The 17,400-nt window shown below is 53.8% G+C and carries 18 protein-coding genes; 12 read left to right on the forward strand and 6 right to left on the reverse strand.

Translation table 11 applies throughout. The annotated features are described in order from the left end of the window. Positions 1-21: 21 nt before the first annotated feature. From JQC72_RS13040 to JQC72_RS13055, 4 genes are all read left to right on the forward strand, one after another. Entirely contained in the window at positions 22-675 is a 654-nt protein-coding gene (locus JQC72_RS13040; protein WP_205496364.1) for an amino acid ABC transporter permease, read from the forward strand. A gap of 13 nt (positions 676-688) precedes the next feature. Next, positions 689-1,342: an amino acid ABC transporter permease gene (locus JQC72_RS13045; protein ID WP_419179869.1), complete on the forward strand. Its 654-nt coding sequence runs from the start codon at positions 689-691 to the stop codon at positions 1,340-1,342. Between the two features lie 446 nt (positions 1,343-1,788). Continuing rightward, the gene (uptA, locus tag JQC72_RS13050) at positions 1,789-2,394 is read left to right on the forward strand and encodes an undecaprenyl phosphate transporter UptA (RefSeq protein ID WP_205496366.1); all 606 of its coding nucleotides are present in this window, start codon (positions 1,789-1,791) and stop codon (positions 2,392-2,394) included. Positions 2,395-2,573: 179 nt separating this feature from the next. Further along, a complete protein-coding gene (locus JQC72_RS13055; protein ID WP_302104838.1) occupies positions 2,574-2,750 on the forward strand; it encodes a twin-arginine translocase TatA/TatE family subunit in 177 nt (58 codons plus the stop codon). Between the two features lie 33 nt (positions 2,751-2,783). Here JQC72_RS13055 and JQC72_RS13060 read toward each other — a convergent pair whose 3' ends face one another. Together JQC72_RS13060 and JQC72_RS13065 are read right to left on the reverse strand one after the other, a co-directional pair. Next, positions 2,784-2,990 (reverse strand): YbdD/YjiX family protein, encoded by a 207-nt coding sequence (locus JQC72_RS13060; RefSeq protein WP_205496367.1) that lies wholly within the window; start codon positions 2,988-2,990, stop codon positions 2,784-2,786. Between the two features lie 12 nt (positions 2,991-3,002). Then, a complete protein-coding gene (locus tag JQC72_RS13065; RefSeq protein WP_205496368.1) occupies positions 3,003-5,066 on the reverse strand; it encodes a carbon starvation CstA family protein in 2,064 nt (687 codons plus the stop codon). 639 nt (positions 5,067-5,705) lie between these two features. On the opposite strand from JQC72_RS13065, the gene gatC reads away from it, so the two are divergent. The 5 genes from gatC (at position 5,706) to JQC72_RS13090 (ending at position 10,279) form a co-directional block, all read left to right on the forward strand. Then, positions 5,706-5,996, forward strand: a complete 291-nt coding sequence (gene gatC, locus JQC72_RS13070) for an Asp-tRNA(Asn)/Glu-tRNA(Gln) amidotransferase subunit GatC (RefSeq protein ID WP_205496369.1) — start codon at positions 5,706-5,708, stop codon at positions 5,994-5,996. A 12-nt stretch (positions 5,997-6,008) separates the two neighbouring features. Beyond that, positions 6,009-7,475: an Asp-tRNA(Asn)/Glu-tRNA(Gln) amidotransferase subunit GatA gene (gene gatA / locus JQC72_RS13075; protein WP_205496371.1), complete on the forward strand. Its 1,467-nt coding sequence runs from the start codon at positions 6,009-6,011 to the stop codon at positions 7,473-7,475. Beyond that, the gene (gatB, locus tag JQC72_RS13080) at positions 7,472-8,905 is read left to right on the forward strand and encodes an Asp-tRNA(Asn)/Glu-tRNA(Gln) amidotransferase subunit GatB (RefSeq protein ID WP_205496373.1); all 1,434 of its coding nucleotides are present in this window, start codon (positions 7,472-7,474) and stop codon (positions 8,903-8,905) included. Before gatA ends, gatB begins: the two co-directional genes overlap by 4 nt. Before the next feature lie 45 nt (positions 8,906-8,950). Next, positions 8,951-9,412 (forward strand): hypothetical protein, encoded by a 462-nt coding sequence (locus JQC72_RS13085; protein ID WP_205496376.1) that lies wholly within the window; start codon positions 8,951-8,953, stop codon positions 9,410-9,412. 87 nt (positions 9,413-9,499) lie between these two features. Further along, positions 9,500-10,279, forward strand: coding sequence for a sirohydrochlorin chelatase (locus JQC72_RS13090; RefSeq protein ID WP_205496380.1), 780 nt, complete (start codon positions 9,500-9,502; stop codon positions 10,277-10,279). A gap of 211 nt (positions 10,280-10,490) precedes the next feature. On the opposite strand, the gene JQC72_RS13095 is transcribed toward JQC72_RS13090, so the two are convergent. After that, positions 10,491-10,991, reverse strand: a complete 501-nt coding sequence (locus JQC72_RS13095) for a hypothetical protein (protein WP_205496382.1) — start codon at positions 10,989-10,991, stop codon at positions 10,491-10,493. A 103-nt stretch (positions 10,992-11,094) separates the two neighbouring features. Here JQC72_RS13095 and JQC72_RS13100 point away from each other — a divergent pair, with 103 nt between their 5' ends. Then, entirely contained in the window at positions 11,095-12,030 is a 936-nt protein-coding gene (locus tag JQC72_RS13100; protein ID WP_205496384.1) for a YegS/Rv2252/BmrU family lipid kinase, read from the forward strand. Between the two features lie 65 nt (positions 12,031-12,095). Further along, the gene (rlmD, locus tag JQC72_RS13105) at positions 12,096-13,487 is read left to right on the forward strand and encodes a 23S rRNA (uracil(1939)-C(5))-methyltransferase RlmD (RefSeq protein WP_205496386.1); all 1,392 of its coding nucleotides are present in this window, start codon (positions 12,096-12,098) and stop codon (positions 13,485-13,487) included. Between the two features lie 448 nt (positions 13,488-13,935). Here the strand turns inward: rlmD and JQC72_RS13110 are convergent, their stop codons facing one another. The 3 genes from JQC72_RS13110 to JQC72_RS13120 form a co-directional block, all read right to left on the reverse strand. Then, positions 13,936-14,295: a hypothetical protein gene (locus JQC72_RS13110; RefSeq protein WP_205496388.1), complete on the reverse strand. Its 360-nt coding sequence runs from the start codon at positions 14,293-14,295 to the stop codon at positions 13,936-13,938. A gap of 187 nt (positions 14,296-14,482) precedes the next feature. After that, a complete protein-coding gene (locus tag JQC72_RS13115) occupies positions 14,483-14,710 on the reverse strand; it encodes a hypothetical protein (protein ID WP_205496391.1) in 228 nt (75 codons plus the stop codon). A 140-nt stretch (positions 14,711-14,850) separates the two neighbouring features. Beyond that, entirely contained in the window at positions 14,851-15,465 is a 615-nt protein-coding gene (locus JQC72_RS13120; RefSeq protein WP_205496393.1) for a TetR/AcrR family transcriptional regulator, read from the reverse strand. Positions 15,466-16,076: 611 nt separating this feature from the next. Between JQC72_RS13120 and JQC72_RS13125 the strand changes: the two genes are divergently transcribed. Next, complete coding sequence (locus JQC72_RS13125) at positions 16,077-17,282, forward strand: MGDG synthase family glycosyltransferase (protein WP_205496396.1); 1,206 nt, start codon at positions 16,077-16,079, stop codon at positions 17,280-17,282. The last annotated feature ends 118 nt before the right edge of the window (positions 17,283-17,400 follow it).

Consider the following 17,400-nt stretch of genomic DNA (forward strand, 5'->3'; position numbering starts at 1 on the left):
AGACGAAAGCGGGGGTGAGCGATGTTCGACGTAGCGGTTTTGGCCGATTACAAGCAGGAGTTTATCGACGGGTTCTTTGTCACGCTTTCGGCCAGTGTACTGGCATTGGGACTCAGTTTGGCCATCGGTACCTTCATCGCGGTGTTGCGGTTGTCCGGGGTGCGGCCATTGGAAATCCTGGGAACGGCTTATGTGGAGTTTTTTCGCAACACGCCCATTGTGATTCAGGTGTTTCTGTTTGCGATCGGACTCCCCACGTTGGGCATTCGGTTTTCTGAGTTCACCAGTGGCGTGTTGGGCCTGTCCATCTACACCGGGGCATTCATCGCCGAAGCGCTTCGGGCGGGGATCCAGTCCGTGCCGAAAGGACAGATGGAAGCGGCACGTTCATCCGGGATGAGTTATGTGCAGGCCATGCGGTACGTGATTTTGCCGCAAGCGTTTAAACTGGTCATCCCGCCGCTCGGCAACCAGTTTGTCAATCTGGTGAAAAACTCATCCGTTTTGGCCATCATCGCGGGTGGGGATTTGCTGTATACCGCAGATCGTGTTTCGTCGGATACGTTTGAGGTGGCACTCGTCTACGGCTTTGTCGCTTTGCTGTATCTGGTCATCACCCTGCCGCTCAGTCTGGGTGTCAACTGGTTGGAACGTCGGTTGAGTAAAAATCACTGAAAGGGGGATGCCGGTGGATTTACAACACACATTCGCACCCGCAACGCTCCGTTCGTTGATGGAAGGACTACTGGTCACATTGGAAGTGGCGGCATCCGCCATTGTGCTCAGTTTCGTCTTCGGTATTATTCTGGGCATCCTGCGGTATACAAAATTGCCGGTATTGTCCCAGCTCGCGGTGTTGTACATTGAGGTGATGCGCAATTTGCCGCTGTTGCTCATCATCTTTTTCGGCTATTTCGGGTTGCGTGACATGGGGATCGAATTGCCCGTGACCATGGCGGCGATTACGGGGCTTACAGTATTCACCTCGGCGTTGATCGCTGAAATTGTGCGAAGTGGATTGAATTCGGTGGAAAAAGGGCAAATCGAAGCCGCACGTGCCCAAGGGTTCACCTATTCACAAACCTTGTGGTACATCATCCTGCCACAGGGCCTCAAACGCATGATCCCGCCGTTGGTCAGCCAGTTCATCACGTTGGTGAAGGACACATCGCTTGCGGTTGTGATCAGTTTGGAAGAGATCATGCACAACGCGCAGATCGTTTACAACAAGTACGTGAATGCGACCATCCCGTTGCTGATCTTGGTGGCGTTTATCTATTTCACCATCAATTACAGCCTCTCGAGAGTGAGCCGGTATTTGGAAAAACGGTTGGCAGGCTGAGCGCCCGACCTTGATACCGATCCCGGTAATGGTATTCACTGTCTGAAAACTCACCACCAGCCCACATCAACACCATCATCGCCCATCCCGGACCGATTCGGGACATGTCCAGGGTGTGTCTGTCATGCTTCTCCCCAATGCAGAGTGATCTTAATTCCTGTAAATGGAAAAAGATCCCGATTGGGTATGTGTCAGACATGCCCTCACAGTGTTGGATGCAGTTTCATCCAACACACAATCTTCACGGAATCCCTTTCAACGAATATGGACACAACCATGCAGATGGAATAAGATCAAAGTGGTGAACTCATTCAAAAAAGGACATACTGTCATGGCCGCATGGCATACATATTCGTGGATGCCCGTTTGACGGGCCGGTTATTCATGTGATTCCAACTTTTGCATACACACCATGAATCAATGGAGTCGAAAGAAAGGGGTCAGGGATGGGCGAATTTATTCAATCCTTTTTACAGTGGTTGGCGGATCTTGGTTATTTGGGGATTGCTCTGGGGTTGATGGTAGAAGTGATCCCGAGCGAAATTGTCCTCGCTTACGGGGGATACCTAGTTTCCCGAGGGGAAGTGACGTTTGTGGGTGCCGTGATCGCCGGTACGATCGGCGGTGTGTTGGCACAGTTGTTCCTTTACTGGGCAGGGTATTATGGCGGTCGCCCCTTCTTGGAAAAATACGGGAAATACATCCTCATCAACAAAAAGCATCTCGATGTGGCGGAAGAGTGGTTTCAGCGCTATGGGGCGGGCGTCATCTTCGGGGCCCGTTTCATCCCGGTCGTGCGTCATGCCATCTCAATCCCGGCCGGAATTGCGAAAATGTCGTGGATCAAATTTACGGCGTATACCACGGCGGCCATCATCCCGTGGTCGATTTTCTTTATTTACATCGGTTGGGAGCTGGGAGATCGCTGGGAAGACTTCAAAGAAATCGCCGAACCGTATGTACAGCCGTTGGCGATCGTTGCGGTGATTTTGCTCGTCGGTTATGTGTTGATCCAATCGATGAAGAGAAAACGTGCACAAAACAATGGTTGAGCTTGAATTCTCGGACATTTGCACGATTGGGAAAAAATGAGGACATGAAAATGTCAAGATGCCCTCCCATGAATATAAGAATCTTTGTTACAATAAGGGCAGAACAGGGTACGCTGAAAACAAACGCAGTCATCGAGCGTTCACATAAGGGAAACTGAAAAACAGGGAGGGCGTCATCGATGCACATGCCTTCGTTGAGCGGATGGATCATTATTTTGGTCATCGCGCTGTTGGTGTTCGGTCCGAGCAAGTTGCCGCAGTTGGGTAAATCACTCGGCAGTGCCTTGCGGGAGTTCAAAGAAGCAGTCGGCGGTGTGGGCAAAGACGATCAAAACAAAGATAAAACCAGCACCTGAGAAGAAGGGACGGGGTTTTTCCCCGTCCCTTTTTCAACAACAGCGCCGGATGCCTTTGCCGCCATATTTTTCATCGGTGGCCCAGCGGTGAAATTCCTTTTCTGACATGGGTTGTTGGTCGGGATGGTGGCGGCGCATGTGTTCCAAGTATCTTTGATAGTCAGGCACGCCGGCGATGGCGTTCAGATAGTCGGCTACGGCCTTGAACGGGCGCAGGCAACGCGCCAACCAACCGTCCATACTTCTCCCTCCTCATCGGGTCGACGTTACCGGTGTGTAGGGTGTTTCCATGAGCGGCAAGCGTTCCCGCTTAATGATCAATTTATACCATACGCGTAACGCATCCAGAATGATCAGGGTGACCAACAACATGAAGATGGCCGTCAAAATGGCGTCGATCTGGTTGTTCAGCACGATGCGGTGCATTTCCTCCATCGATTGCGCGGGAGGCAACACTTTGCCGGCGTTGATGGCCGCTTGGTATTTGTCGGCTGCTGCCAGGAAGCTGACTTTGGCGCTGGGATCGAACAGTTTCTGCCATCCGGCTGTCATGGTGACGGTGGTCAGCCAGGCGGTCGGCAGCAGGGTCACCCAGGCGTAACGGGTTTTGCCCATTTTCAGGAGAATGGTCGTGCCGACGACCAGTGCGACGACGGCCAGCATCTGGTTGGCGATCCCGAACAGCGGCCACAGCGTGTTGATGCCACCGAGCGGATCGACAACCCCTTGATAGAGGAAGTATCCCCAAGCCGCCACGACCAAACCGCTGGCCAGCACATTGGCAAAATAGTTGGACGTATCACCCAATTTTTTGTGGAAGTGTCCGAGCAGATCCTGCAGCATGAACCGCCCGACACGCGTACCGGCATCGATCGTCGTCAGAATGAAAACGGCTTCAAACAAAATCGCAAAGTGATACCAGAAGGCCATCAACGCTTTTCCACCGATAACAGCAGAGAAGATTTGCGCCATACCGACCGCCAGTGTGGGCGCACCGCCGGTTCTGGACAGCAGGGTTTGCTCCCCGATGTCCTTGGCCAAGGTTTGTAATTGGTCCGGTGTCAGGGTGAAGCCCCACGAGGTGATCGTCTTCGCCGCGGTCACCACATCGGTGCCGATCGCGGCAGCGGGGCTGTTCATTGCGAAGTAGACACCGGGTGTCAGCGCGCAAGCCGCGATCATCGCCATGATCGCAACGAAAGATTCCATCAACATGGCACCGTATCCGATCGAACGAGCATGGGATTCGCGTGCGATCATCTTCGGTGTCGTTCCGGAGGAAACCAGCGAGTGGAACCCGGAAACGGCACCACATGCGATCGTGATGAAGACAAACGGGAACAAATCACCGGCAAACACCGGACCCGTACCGTCGATAAACTTGGTGAACGCCGGCATTTGCAAAGGTGGCAACACCAGCAGAATGCCCAGCGCCAAAGCGCCGATCGTGCCAATTTTCAGGAACGTGCTCAGATAATCGCGCGGTGCCAACAGCAGCCACACGGGGATGACGGAGGCGACAAAGCCGTAGATGATCATCATCCAGGCGATCGTGGTGCCTTCAAAGGTGAACATGTCGGACAACGTGGGATGCTTCGACACATACTGTCCCAGATACAGGGATAGCAACAGCAGGCCGAAACCGATCAGCGACGTTTCCAGCACGCGCCCCGGGCGGATATAACGCATGTACACACCCATGAACAAGGCGATCGGAATCGTCGCGGCGATGGTGAACATGCCCCACGGACTGTGTGCGAGCGCTTTCACCACAACCAAAGCCAAAACGGCCAACAAGATGATCATGATGCCGAGGATGGCGAACAGCGCGATAAATCCGCCAACCGGCCCGATCTCCTGTTTTGCCATTTCTCCGAGTGATTTGCCGTTGCGGCGCATGGATCCGAACAGAATGATGAAGTCCTGCACGGCGCCGCCCAATACCACACCGACCAGAATCCACAAGGTACCGGGAAGATATCCCATTTGCGCGGCCAAAATCGGGCCGACCAACGGTCCCGCGCCGGCGATGGCGGCGAAATGGTGGCCGAACAATACCCACTTGTTGGTGGGTACGTAGTCTTTGCCGTCATTGATGCGTTCAGCCGGCGTTTGCCGATTGTCATCCAAACCAAAAACCTTGTTTGCCAAAAAGCGGCTGTAAAAACGGTACGCGATGGCATAGGTGCAGATGGCAGCCACCAGCATCCATGCCGCATTCACCGTCTCACCGCGATTGAGTGCCAAAACGGCGAAACCAGCCGCACCTGCCGCGGAGATCAATCCCCAAAGCAACACGGAAGCCCATTTGTTCATAATATTTTGACCCCCTTTACAACATTGGTGAGGGAATATTCCCTTATTCATGATTATACTGCAAAATGCACCGGATCTGGACCGGTCAATTTTTTCCCTGTGGGATGTGCCGTCAAGATTTTGTCCCGAAAAGCAGAATGCGCGGTGAAAGAAAAGGGATGAGTTTGTGCTATACTGTCATAGGAAGGATGGGAGAAAACGGACGTCGGGTTCGTCCGGTTTGTAAAAGCGGGAGAAGTTCTTGAACGAGGCGCTTTTGCACTGCCTGGGTTGTGTCTGGTTCGACCATACGGTGGCAACGTTTCTTATGCGAGCGAGTTCCTATGGTGTGTCTGGTCAATCCGCGAAGGAGCAAATGCTTTCCCGGGTGAGCGATTGACCTGAGCCCGGCAGAGTGAAGACCCGGAAAGCGCAGGAATGAAATCGCGGGCAACTTCCTTCAAGCGAAACGTACTTTGCTTGCGTCCTGCGTTCCGGGTTGAAGCGACCATGACCTGTTTCCTTGCATGGCGCAGGTGGAGCAAGCCGGTAACCAGAAACGGAACGATTATGATCCAGACTCACCCCGACAACGTGGCTTCCCCGCAGTTTGCATGATACAATGGATCAGATACTGAGCGTTTTTCGGAGGTGAAACCGATGGCCATTTCCAAGGAACAAGTGCAGCATGTCGCGCAACTGGCGCGTTTGGCGTTGACGAAAGAGGAAGTGGAGCAGTTCACCACGCAGTTGAACGATATTCTTCACTTTGCGGAAAAATTGAACGAATTGGACACGGAAAACGTGGAACCGACCACTCACGTGTTGCCGCTGGCCAACGTATTGCGCGAAGATGAAGTGCGCCCGTCTGTTCCGCGTGACAAAGCACTGGCCAACGCACCGGAAAAACAGGACGGCATGTTCCGTGTGCCGGCCGTATTTGAGGAGTAAAGGGGGAGAACCATGTCACTGTTGAGAGAATCGCTGAACTCGATACATAGCCGTCTGGCGAATCGCGAATTGACGGTATCTGATTTGGTGGATGCGTCGCTCGCCCGGATTCGCGAAGTGGACGAGCAGGTACGGGCGTTTTTGACGGTGGATGAAGAGGGGGCCCGGAAACGGGCGGAAACCTTGGACCGGGAACGGATGGAGTCAGATCAGCGGGGACTCTTGTTCGGATTGCCGGCGGGAATCAAGGACAACATTTGTACGGAAGGGCTGAAAACCACGTGCGCCAGCCGACTGTTGGCCAACTATGAACCGATTTACTCGGCCACGGTGATGAAGAAGCTGGAACAAGCCCAGGCCGTCACGATCGGCAAAATGAACATGGACGAGTTTGCGATGGGATCGTCGACGGAAAACTCCGGGTTTTACCCGACATACAACCCATGGGACCTCAACCGCGTCCCCGGCGGTTCCAGCGGGGGATCGGCCGCCGCCGTCGCCGCGGGAGAAGTGTATTTCGCGCTCGGATCGGACACCGGCGGATCGATTCGGCAACCGGCCGCGTATTGCGGGGTTGTCGGGTTGAAACCCACTTACGGGCGGGTGTCCCGGTTCGGTTTGGTCGCGTTTGCTTCTTCGCTGGATCAGATCGGGCCGCTGACGAAAAACGTGGAAGATGCGGCGTATGTGTTGCAGGCGATTGCCGGACATGACCCGATGGATTCCACCTCGGCCGATGTGGAGGTGCCGGATTATCTCTCCGCGTTGACGGGGGATGTGAAAGGGCTCAAAGTGGCCGTTCCCAAGGAGATGATGGGAGAAGGCATTCATCCGGGCGTTCGCGAGAAGGTGCAGCAGGCGTTGCGGGTGCTGGAAAGCCTGGGTGCCGTCATCGAGGAAGTTTCCCTGCCGCATTCCGAGTATGCCGTGGCCACGTATTACCTGCTGGCTCCGGCGGAAGCGTCCTCCAACCTCGCTCGTTACGACGGGGTGCGCTACGGTGTGCGCGTCGAAGCGGACTCGTTGGTGGAAATGTACAAACAGACGCGCAGCCAAGGGTTCGGCAGCGAGGTGAAACGCCGGATCATGTTGGGTACGTACTCTCTCAGCTCCGGTTATTACGATGCCTACTATCTGAAGGCACAAAAGGTGCGTACCTTGATCAAGCAGGACTTTGACCGGGTTTTCGAGCAATATGACGTCATCGTCGGACCGACTGCACCGACCACCGCTTTCAAAATCGGGGAAAAGGTCGACGATCCGCTTACGATGTATCTGAACGACATCCTCACCATTCCGGTAAACCTGGCAGGGCTGCCGGCGATCAGCGTGCCGTGCGGACTGTCTGACGGACTGCCGGTCGGTCTGCAAATCATCGGCAAGGCGTTTGACGAATCCACGGTGTTGCGGGTGGCTCATGCCTACGAGCAGCACGGGGAACGTTTGCCGGAGCCGACGATCGGAGGTGCGGAAGCATGACACAGTTTGAGACGGTTATCGGATTGGAAGTGCACGTGGAGCTCTCCACCAAAACGAAAATTTTCTGTGGTTGTTCCACCGAATTCGGCGCTCCGCCGAACACGCACACTTGCCCGATTTGCCTGGGGCATCCCGGCGTGCTTCCCGTGTTGAACCGGCAAGCTGTGGAATACGCGATGAAGGCGGCGATGGCACTCAACTGTGAGATCGCCGAATACAGCAAATTCGACCGGAAAAACTACTTCTACCCCGATTTGCCCAAGGCCTATCAAATTTCGCAGTATGACCAGCCGATCGGTCGTAACGGGTGGATTGAAATTGAAGTGAACGGGGAGAAGAAACGGATCGGGATCACGCGTGTCCATCTTGAGGAGGACGCGGGCAAACTGAACCATATGGATAACGAGGATGGTTCACTGGTCGACTTCAACCGCGTGGGTGTCCCGCTGATCGAGATCGTCTCCGAGCCGGATCTGCGTTCGCCGCAGGAAGCACGGGCGTATCTCGAAAAATTGAAGGCGATTATGCAATATACCGGGGTCTCCGATGTGAAAATGGAAGAAGGATCACTCCGGTGTGACGCCAACATCAGTCTGCGTCCGGTTGGTTCCGAGAAGTTCGGTACCAAAACCGAGCTGAAAAACCTGAACTCGTTCCGCAACGTGGAACGCGGTCTGGAATACGAACAGAAGCGGCAAGCGGAAATCCTCTCCCAAGGGGGTGAAATCACCCAACAAACGTTGCGGTGGTTGGAGGATGAAGGACGAACCAAAGTGATGCGCAGCAAAGAGGAGGCGCACGATTACCGCTACTTCCCGGAGCCGGATCTGGTCCGTCTGCACATTGACGCTGATTGGAAAGAACGGGTACGGGCCACGATTCCGGAGCTGCCGGATGCACGTCAAGCCCGTTATACCAAGGAGTACGGCTTGTCCGACTATGATGCCGGTTTGCTTACTGCTTCCAAGGTGATCGCCGACTTTTTCGACCAAACGGTGGAAGCCGGTGCGGAACCGAAAGCGGCGGCCAACTGGATCGCAAGTGAATTGCTGGGCTATCTTAATGCCTATGACAAAGAACTGGCCGACACGCGCATCACGCCACAAGGGTTGGCAGGTATGATCGGGTTGATCCAAAACGGAACGATCAGCACCAAAATCGCCAAGAAAGTGTTCAAGGAATTGGTCGAAAAAGGCGGGGACCCAAAACGGATCGTCGAGGAAAAAGGGTTGGTACAGATCAGCGATGAGGGGCAATTGCGGCAGATCGTGGAGCAGGTGTTGGCCGAGAACCAGCAGTCGGTGGAAGATTACCGCAACGGAAAAGACCGCGCTCTGGGATATCTCGTGGGACAAGTGATGAAACTGACCAAAGGCAAGGCCAATCCGCAGTTGGTCAACCAACTGATCCGGGAACAGATCAACGCTTGATATCGAGATCATTCAGGCCGGCGTTACTTTCGAAGATGCCAAATTGTGGACTTCCCGTTGGAAGAGCGGGAGCCGTTTTCTGATCGAGGGGAGAGCGGCTCCCGTCAGGTTTTGTGTTCCGGTTTTGAAAAACGAACGCCGTCTTTCAGCGAGTGTTTCGCCAAGAGAAAAGATGATCTGTTAAGTCCGGCGTTGGGGTGGGAGGTGTTGGAAGTGCAAGGTTTGTACACCGCCATTGTGCTTTTGTTTTTGGGCATGGGCTTGTATTATCTGAATACGGAACCGGTTGTGGCGGTGCATCATTTTTTGATCTCCCTCTATTTCTTTGTTTTTTTGTTTGAGATTCGGGGAAAACCTTTTTCAAAGAGCGTCTATTGGTTGTTGTTGCTGTTGTTGGTCGGGGATGCTTTCATGCAGTTTTCCATTGGGGATATGAATATCATCAGCGGATTGGTCAGTGCGATGTTTGCACTGTCCACCTGGCAAGCCCAGAAGCGATTGACTTGACGTCGATCCGTCCGGATGCTTTTCACGATTCCATCTGCCGGTCATGAATGTGATTGTTTGAACATGGACGAACCGAGGTGGTTACGGATGGCCCAACGGGGTGTTTTGGTCATTGCGCACGGGTCCAGCAAACCGGAATGGGTGCAGTTGGTTGATGAAGCGGTATCGCTGGTTCGATTGGATTTGCCCGTAGAGATTGGTTTTTTGGAGATGGTGCCGGGCCGGGCGATTGCGGATGCCGTACAGTCACTGCGCCGCCGGGGTGTGGATGAAATCATTGCCGTACCGTTGTTCGTCTCTTCCGGTAGTACACATATTGAGGAGATCGGTTACCTTTTGGGTGTGATTTCCAATCCGCGTCTTTCGTTTGAGACGCAACCCATCCCCTTGGGGATTCCCGTACATTACACACCGGCGATGGATGGTCACCCGTTGATCGGTGAGATTGTGACGGAACGCGCCCGTAAACTGAGCCGCCATCCGGAGGAAGAAGTCGTCGTGCTGGTCGGCCACGGAAGCGAGATGCCCGGATTCCGGGAAAAATGGGAAGAAGGCGCCAAGAAACTTGCCGCACAGGTGCAGCATGCATTGGGGTTTCGGCAAACGGTATACGCGTCGTTGCATCCGGATCATTTGCATGAAGTGGTCCGCACTTGGAGCGCACAGCACCGGGTATTGGTGTTGCCATTGTTTTTGAGTGAAGGATATTTTACCAAAAAAGTGATCCCGTCGAAATTGGCGGGGCTGGATTATGCGTATTCCGGAGAGACATATCTGCCGCATCCGTTGATTTCCCGCTGGATCGAAGAAATGGTGAGGGATGCGATCGGTCAATCCCGGTGCGCACCTTCTGCCGCCACTCAGTGAATCAAGCCGGCGTGGGTGTGCCGCTGCCACGGGGCGCACAATGTCGGGCAAGACCGGCAGCCGGATATCGGCATCCCCACCCTGACAGTCACCACCGTCCCGTGAGGGACGGTTTTTTCACGTTGGGATACCGTTTGACATATAGCGCCAATGGTGACATTTTGTTTGTACAGGCACCTGTTGTAAGGATGTGGGAAATGGATCACCTGTCTTATGTTTCTGGCATCCACCGGGTCCATTGCCGCGTACCCAACAGATGCTGTGCACCGACCATCGCCTGTTGCAAGTGCGTCTCCGCGTGTCGGGTCCAAACGAGAAGCAATTCCGCCGTGGGACGGAATCCTTCCGGCGCTGAACCGCACAACCGGTGAAAATATCCTTGTTTGATGCGATCCGCCCGCCGGGCGAGATACAAGCATTGTACCAGTGTCATCAACAGGGTTTCATGCCAATCGCCCATCGCCATCCGTTTGAGGCAACCGGAAGCGGTCAGACGGTAGTGGTTGGACAGCATGCATTCCCGATGTGCTTCCTCCCAGCCGTCCCAATCACGTGCAAACGCGGAACAACGCAGTTGATAACAAATGGAACTCAAGGTTTCGTCTGCGGCAATGCTCTGTTCCAAAGCGTGTTGTACTTCAGTCAACCGGTAGGGTTCCGGACCGGTTGGGGTCGGTTGCGACTTGTTGGAGGAGGCGTGGGAATCGGTCATCGACGGTTCCTCCTTTCTCATTCTCAAGCGGGCGAAATCTTGTCTTTCACCATTGTATGCGTTGGCCGGGAAAATAAGCAGACCGTAAAAGAGGTGATCCCGAATGTACAGGCGAGCGAGATTGATTTACAATCCCACCGCCGGGAGAGAGATGTTCGTACGGCAGTTGCCCCGCATTCTCGAACGCTTGGAGCGGGCAGGATTGGAAACGTCCTGTCACGCGACACGGGAGCCGGGTCAGGCGACAATTGCGGCGCGGCAGGCGGCAGAACGCGGGTTTGACGTGGTGATCGCTGCTGGTGGAGACGGGACGGTGCACGAAGTGGTCACCGGCATATCCCAGGGTCCGCACCGTCCGATCCTGGGCGTTTTGCCGTGCGGTACCACCAACGATTTTGCGCGTGGCATAGGGTTGCCACATGACTTGTTACGGGCGTGCGACGTGATCGGTGGCGGATTCGCACGGACAGTGGATGCGGGACGTGTGGGGGATCGGCTGTTTGTCAACGTGGCGGCGGTCGGTGATGTGACGGCTGTCACCTACGAAGCACCCAGCAGACTGAAAACGCTGATCGGCCCATTGGCTTATTACTTGAAAGGACTGGAGAAAATAGGATCATTGTCGCGTTCGTTTCCGGTTCGCATCGAGGCGGACGGCCGACAATGGGAGGAAGACATTTTGTTGATGATGGTGGCCAATACCCGATCGGTGGGCGGGTTTGAACAGCTGGCCCCGAAAGCGGATTTGACCGACGGGAAACTGGATGTGATCGTGGTGCGCAAAACGGGTATCACCGATTTGATTCCGTTGGTCAGAATCGCGAGGAAGGGTGGGCACATCTATGATCCAAGCATCTTGTATTTTCAAACACGTCGTCTCCACGTCGAATCGGATGAGCCGCTGCGTTGGAACCTGGACGGGGAACTGGGCGGGACCCTCCCCGGTATATGCGAAACGTTGCCGGGTCATCTGCGGGTGTTGTGCCCGCGACCGGCTGCAAATGCATCGGACAGCGTGATTGAAAAGGTTCTGGTATAATCGATTCGTGACGCTGCGGAACCAGTTGCAGCAGATGACCGAATGATGGTGAGGAGCAAAGAAGGATGAAACCACCTGTTACCACGGGAGATATCATCGAACTGACCGTCACCGGACAGAGCCATACCGGCGACGGTGTTGGAAAATACGAGGGGTTCACCGTTTTTGTTCCGTTGGCGCTGACCGGTGAACGAATTCGGGCGAAAATCACGAAGGTGAAGAAGACATACGCTCACGGGCGGATGTTGGAGATATTGGAACCGGCCCCGGCACGGACGGAGCCGGCTTGTCCCGTTTTTGAACGGTGTGGCGGATGTCAGTTGCAACACGTGAGCTATGAGGAGCAGTTACGGATCAAACGGCAGCAAGTCATCGACAGTTTTCAACGGATCGGCGGATGGGAGGAACCGGTGCCCGTTTTACCCGTGATCGGGATGCAAGATCCGTGGGCATACCGCAACAAAGCGCAAGTGCCGTTCGGCTTGCGCGGCGGGGAACTGGTGGCCGGTTTTTACGCTGCCGGTACGCATACGATTGTCGACATGGATACCTGCGGCATTCAACATCCGGACAACGACCAGGCAGTCCGGGAAGTAAAGCGGCTGGCCAAGGAATGGGGAATCTCTCCGTACGATGAAAAAAATCACCGTGGGGTACTGCGACATGTCATGGTGCGAACCGGGTTTGCCACCGGCGAGATGATGGTCGTACTGGTGACCAACGGAAAACGGTTGCCGCACCGGGAGATGCTGGTGACCGAACTGCGGAAGGCACTGCCGCGGATGAAGTCACTGGTGCAAAACATCAACGACCGTCGGACCAATGTGATATTGGGCCGGAAAAACCGGTTGTTGTGGGGGGAGCCGGTGATCCGTGACCGGATCGGGTCTGTGACCTACGTGATTTCTCCGCAGTCGTTTTTTCAGGTCAATCCCGTTCAGACACGTGTGTTGTACGATCAGGTGCGTCGATATGCCCGGTTGACGGGGCGGGAGATCGTGATGGATGTCTATTGCGGTGCCGGTACCATCGGTTTGTATCTGGCTGACGGCGCGGCATGGGTGTACGGAGTGGAATCTGTGGCTGAAGCGGTTGAGGACGCACGGCGCAATGCGCAGATCAACGGGATCGAACATGTCACGTTCGTGGCAGGAAAAGCGGAGGAAGTGATGCCGAAGTGGCGGGAACAGGGAATCCGGCCTGACGTCATCGTGGTGGACCCGCCGCGCAAAGGCTGTGATCCCGTTTTGTTGGATACGGTGGTGGACATGCATCCCAAACGGTTGGTCTACGTCTCGTGCAACCCGGCTACGTTGGCACGGGATGCCCGTTATTTGCGGGAGCGGGGTTTTGAAACGCGCGAAGTCCAGCCGGTGGATATGTTTCCGCACACCAGTCATGTGGAGTGCGTCGCTTGGATGGAACCGGTGGGGAAAACTCTTGACGGAAACAAATGAAATAAATGATTGGATTTTGCTTTGTTCCCAGGAACAGTTTTTTGCCATTCCCTCTCATCATGGAAAAAGAGGCGCGGTATGGTTCCGCGCCGGAGAGTGCTGACAAAGCTTTTTAACCACATATGATTCCCGGATGCCCCGTTTTCCCTCTTGCTCCTGGATCGTAGCGTCTCAAAGGTCGCTCGTGGGAAAAAACGGCCACCCTATTGTAAAAAATGGGTCCGAACTCCCGACGAGCGACTCCAGCTGTCGTTACGGAGAGAAGACGGGGAAATCAGTGTCCGTGACATTTCGACAATCTGGTGCGGTATGGTTCCAGCAACCCCCCGATGGAAAAGTCGAACATCTTCTCATTCTTCCATTTCCGCTTGGCTCTTCACGTCTGCCGGCACTTCGATCTTGTCGTTGAGGTCGCCTTTGAGGTTGCATTCGGAATGATCTTCCACCTTCAACACGGTTCCGTCGGGAGCGGAACGGAGGCCTCGTAATCAAGTTCTCCTCCCAGAAAACGGAACGTGCTGGCATTGATCCGATACGTGTCTTTGAACGTGTGAAACTGAATTTGTTCCTTTTTCAGCTTCGCGCCGTTGGGGTGTTCGTCCTGAGCAAGGTCCAGTTCTGATTTGATCTGTTTTTTAATGTAGCTTTCGTATGATTTGTTTGCTTTCAATACCTGGAGATCGAATTTCAACACATACGTGTTTGCTTCTTTTTTCATGGTCACGCCGTTCGGGGAGCTTCCCCGGAACAGCTTCGCCATCATGGCCAGTCCGTCGGACATCCTTTGGTCTTTACCGCCAGGTCGCATTTCAACTCCCTGTTTTTTCGTCCAGCCCGTTCCCGCTATATGTTCATATGATTCATCCCCGATATAGTATCCTTCTACCGGCAGGTTTAGATTGTCTTATTTAAAGTTCCCTTTTATATGTGTGGCCGGAGGTTGACCGGTTTCTTCCCAATCGCCGTCATAACCCATTGAGGTTATTTTCTCAACATCACCCTGCATGGTGAACACCATCGACAGGTCCCACCCTCATATCATAGGCATAACCGCCCTTGCTCATCACGTTGGCCGACTTTTGCAACACTTCGGCGACCGTCAGTTCTTGTTCTTTCGGCTTCTCCAGTTCGGGTGCGGAAGCTTGATTTTGCTGAACGCATCCTGACAACACAAGAACCACAGACGTAATGAAAATGAGTCCAAAGCGAATGAATTTGTTCATGCCGTGTTACTGCTGTGCGTGATGTGGTGATCCTTGCGGTCGGGAGCCGGCGTACTCCCGTCTACAGCAGAATGCTGCCTCCCTTCCCTTATATTCTTTTTGAACGGGAACAGACAAAATGTGAAACTGTCCTTAAAAACTCAAGAAGTTCCCGGATCATGGATGAAAAAGGCTTCAATCGCATGCCGTTGTTCGAACACATCGAGTTCAGGATCCACGGTGGAACGGATTTCGTACCCCTGAAACACCCCGATGATCAGGTTGCCGATGACCCGGGCCTCGATATCTGACCGAATTTGCCCCAGCTCCTGGCCGCGTTGGATGACGGTCGCCATAAACGCTTCCCATGCCCGGTACTGCTCTTGAATCCACTCCCGGACGACCGGGTTTTTTCGGTGCATCAGAAAGACCTGATAGAAAGCGGAGGACCACAAAGCCGGGTCCGATCCTGCAGAACCCTGATACACCTGTCTCAGCATTTGCCGGAGGATCTCCCGGACATCACACGGTTCCTCCTTCAGCTTGGCGAGCGTCTCCTCGGCAATTTCTCCAAATGTCCGATCCAGCCGGGTTCGCATCACTTCGTACAGCAAGTCCTCTTTGCTTTGAAAGTGTGTGTAAAATGCCCCCTTGGTTTTCCCGATCTCAGACATGATGTCGTCAATCGACATGGCATCATATCCTTTTTCCGCAATCAAGCGGAACGCCGTGTCAATCATTTGTTGCTTCGTCTGTTCACCGGACTTGTATTTCATGACGTTCTCCTTTCCTGGGAAAATATCAATTTGATGTTGAATACTATTATAAATCATCCTATAATGAAATCAAACCAAACGTTCAGTATGATTTGGTCGCGTGAAGAGGGTCTTTTCATTTCTCATCAAAGGAGTGGGGAACGGCTCAAAAGAAGGGATGTGACAACGACCAAGTCTTCAGGCGAGAAAAGAAAATGTAAATTTAAAAAAGTTCAATAACTACCTGAAGGGGATGGGCTTTTTGGATGTCCATTCCCTTTTTTACGTGACAAAACGCTGTATCGAGCTGTGCCGGCAGCTCACAAGAGGAATGGATTGACGGCTGTCAATTTCCGGTGAGGAGAACACGGACCGGTGCAAGTAATCGGAGTCTTTGCGGGGGATTTGTAACCAAAGTTGAACCCTTTTCCGAAACAGGTCAAAATGAGAGGGGAGTTCCGAAAAAAGAAGATGGACGAAGAGGAGAATATTGTATATTTCGGCGAATAACATGGGAGAGTGCGACACATACATATGGTATAATGAGGGAACTTGAAACCGAAGGGTGATGGAAAACGTTTGCTGGGGTGGATACGTGGGATGTGAGACGGCAAAACAGAGGGGGAGGAAACATGGATCGGATCGCTCAAACGGGCTGGGACGGGTTGGCGAGAAGCGATGATGCACTGGATCACGATGTCGTCGATATCCTGCTGGTCTCCGAAAACTTCGGAACCGGTCATACGCGTGCGGCAGAAGCCTTGGCTCGCGGCATCGAACGGTCTCGTCCCGAGTTGCGGGTGCAACTGATTGAGCTGGGGAGGGCGCTTCAACCTCAAATCAACCGTGCTCTCCTGACCTCTTATCTGGGCATGATCAGACGGGCGCCCAATTTATGGAGAAAAGTGTACGGACGACACCATGAGCGGCTGTTTCCCCGTTGGTTGCAGTGGTGTTTGCATCTGACACTGTATGCCAGTTTATCTGATCTGATTGAAACCTTCCGTCCCAAACTCGTCGTTTCCACCCATCCGTTTGCCAGCTCCGGCGTGGCCAAACTGAAACAAAAAGGGTTCCCCCTTCGACTGTGTACAGTGGTTACAGATTTCACAGCACACGGTTCATGGGTTCATCCCGAAGTGGACCGTTACTTGGTTCCCACCCCTCAGGTACGTGAACAACTGGTGCAGTTGGGTGTAGAGGATCGTCGCATTCAGGTTACGGGCATTCCCACGGATGTGCAGTTTTGGGAAGAAGGGAATCGGTTGCGTGCCCGGCAGTACGTCGGTTTGTCGGACAAGCCGACCGTTTTGATCTTGGGAGGCGGATTGGGCATCGGTACGGACAGGCTCGTCCAGATGGCCGCCAAGTGGAAAGAAGAGATGCAAATCGTGGTCTGCACGGGGCACAACCGCAAAGTGTACCAGTGGTTGCAGAGCGATCTGTCCCTGAGGCACCCTCACATTCGCATCCTGGGATATACGCGGAGGTTATCGGATTGGATGGATGCGGCCGACCTCATTTTGTCCAAGCCCGGTGCGCTGACATGTTCGGAAGCGATCGCCAAGGGAACACCGCTGTTGTTGTATGGATCAATCCCCGGACATGAGGAACAAAACAGTCGGTTTCTGGTTTCTCACGGGCTGGCTGTCCAGGCGAAAAACGAAGAGGAGCTGGACGCGTGGTTTGCCCGGTTGTTGCATAAACCGGATCGGTTTCAGGAAATACGGGAGAACATGCTCCGATGGCGCAAGCATATCCACCCCTCCAAAAGTGTGGAGGCCGTGTTGGAGATGATGGTGTCCGAACCGTCTTCAGGGTTCCTGATAAAGGCATAAATGTGGGGTTTTGTTTTGCTTGCCCTTTTGTGCTTCCATCGATATAATGCAAAGGGCAGGTATAAATTCACAGATGTGACCAAGCCTTGAAAACGGACTGCGAAACAATCGCAGTAAT

The sequence above is a fragment of the Polycladomyces zharkentensis genome, assembly GCF_016938855.1.
GTDB classification, from domain to species: Bacteria; Bacillota; Bacilli; order Thermoactinomycetales; family JIR-001; genus Polycladomyces; species Polycladomyces zharkentensis.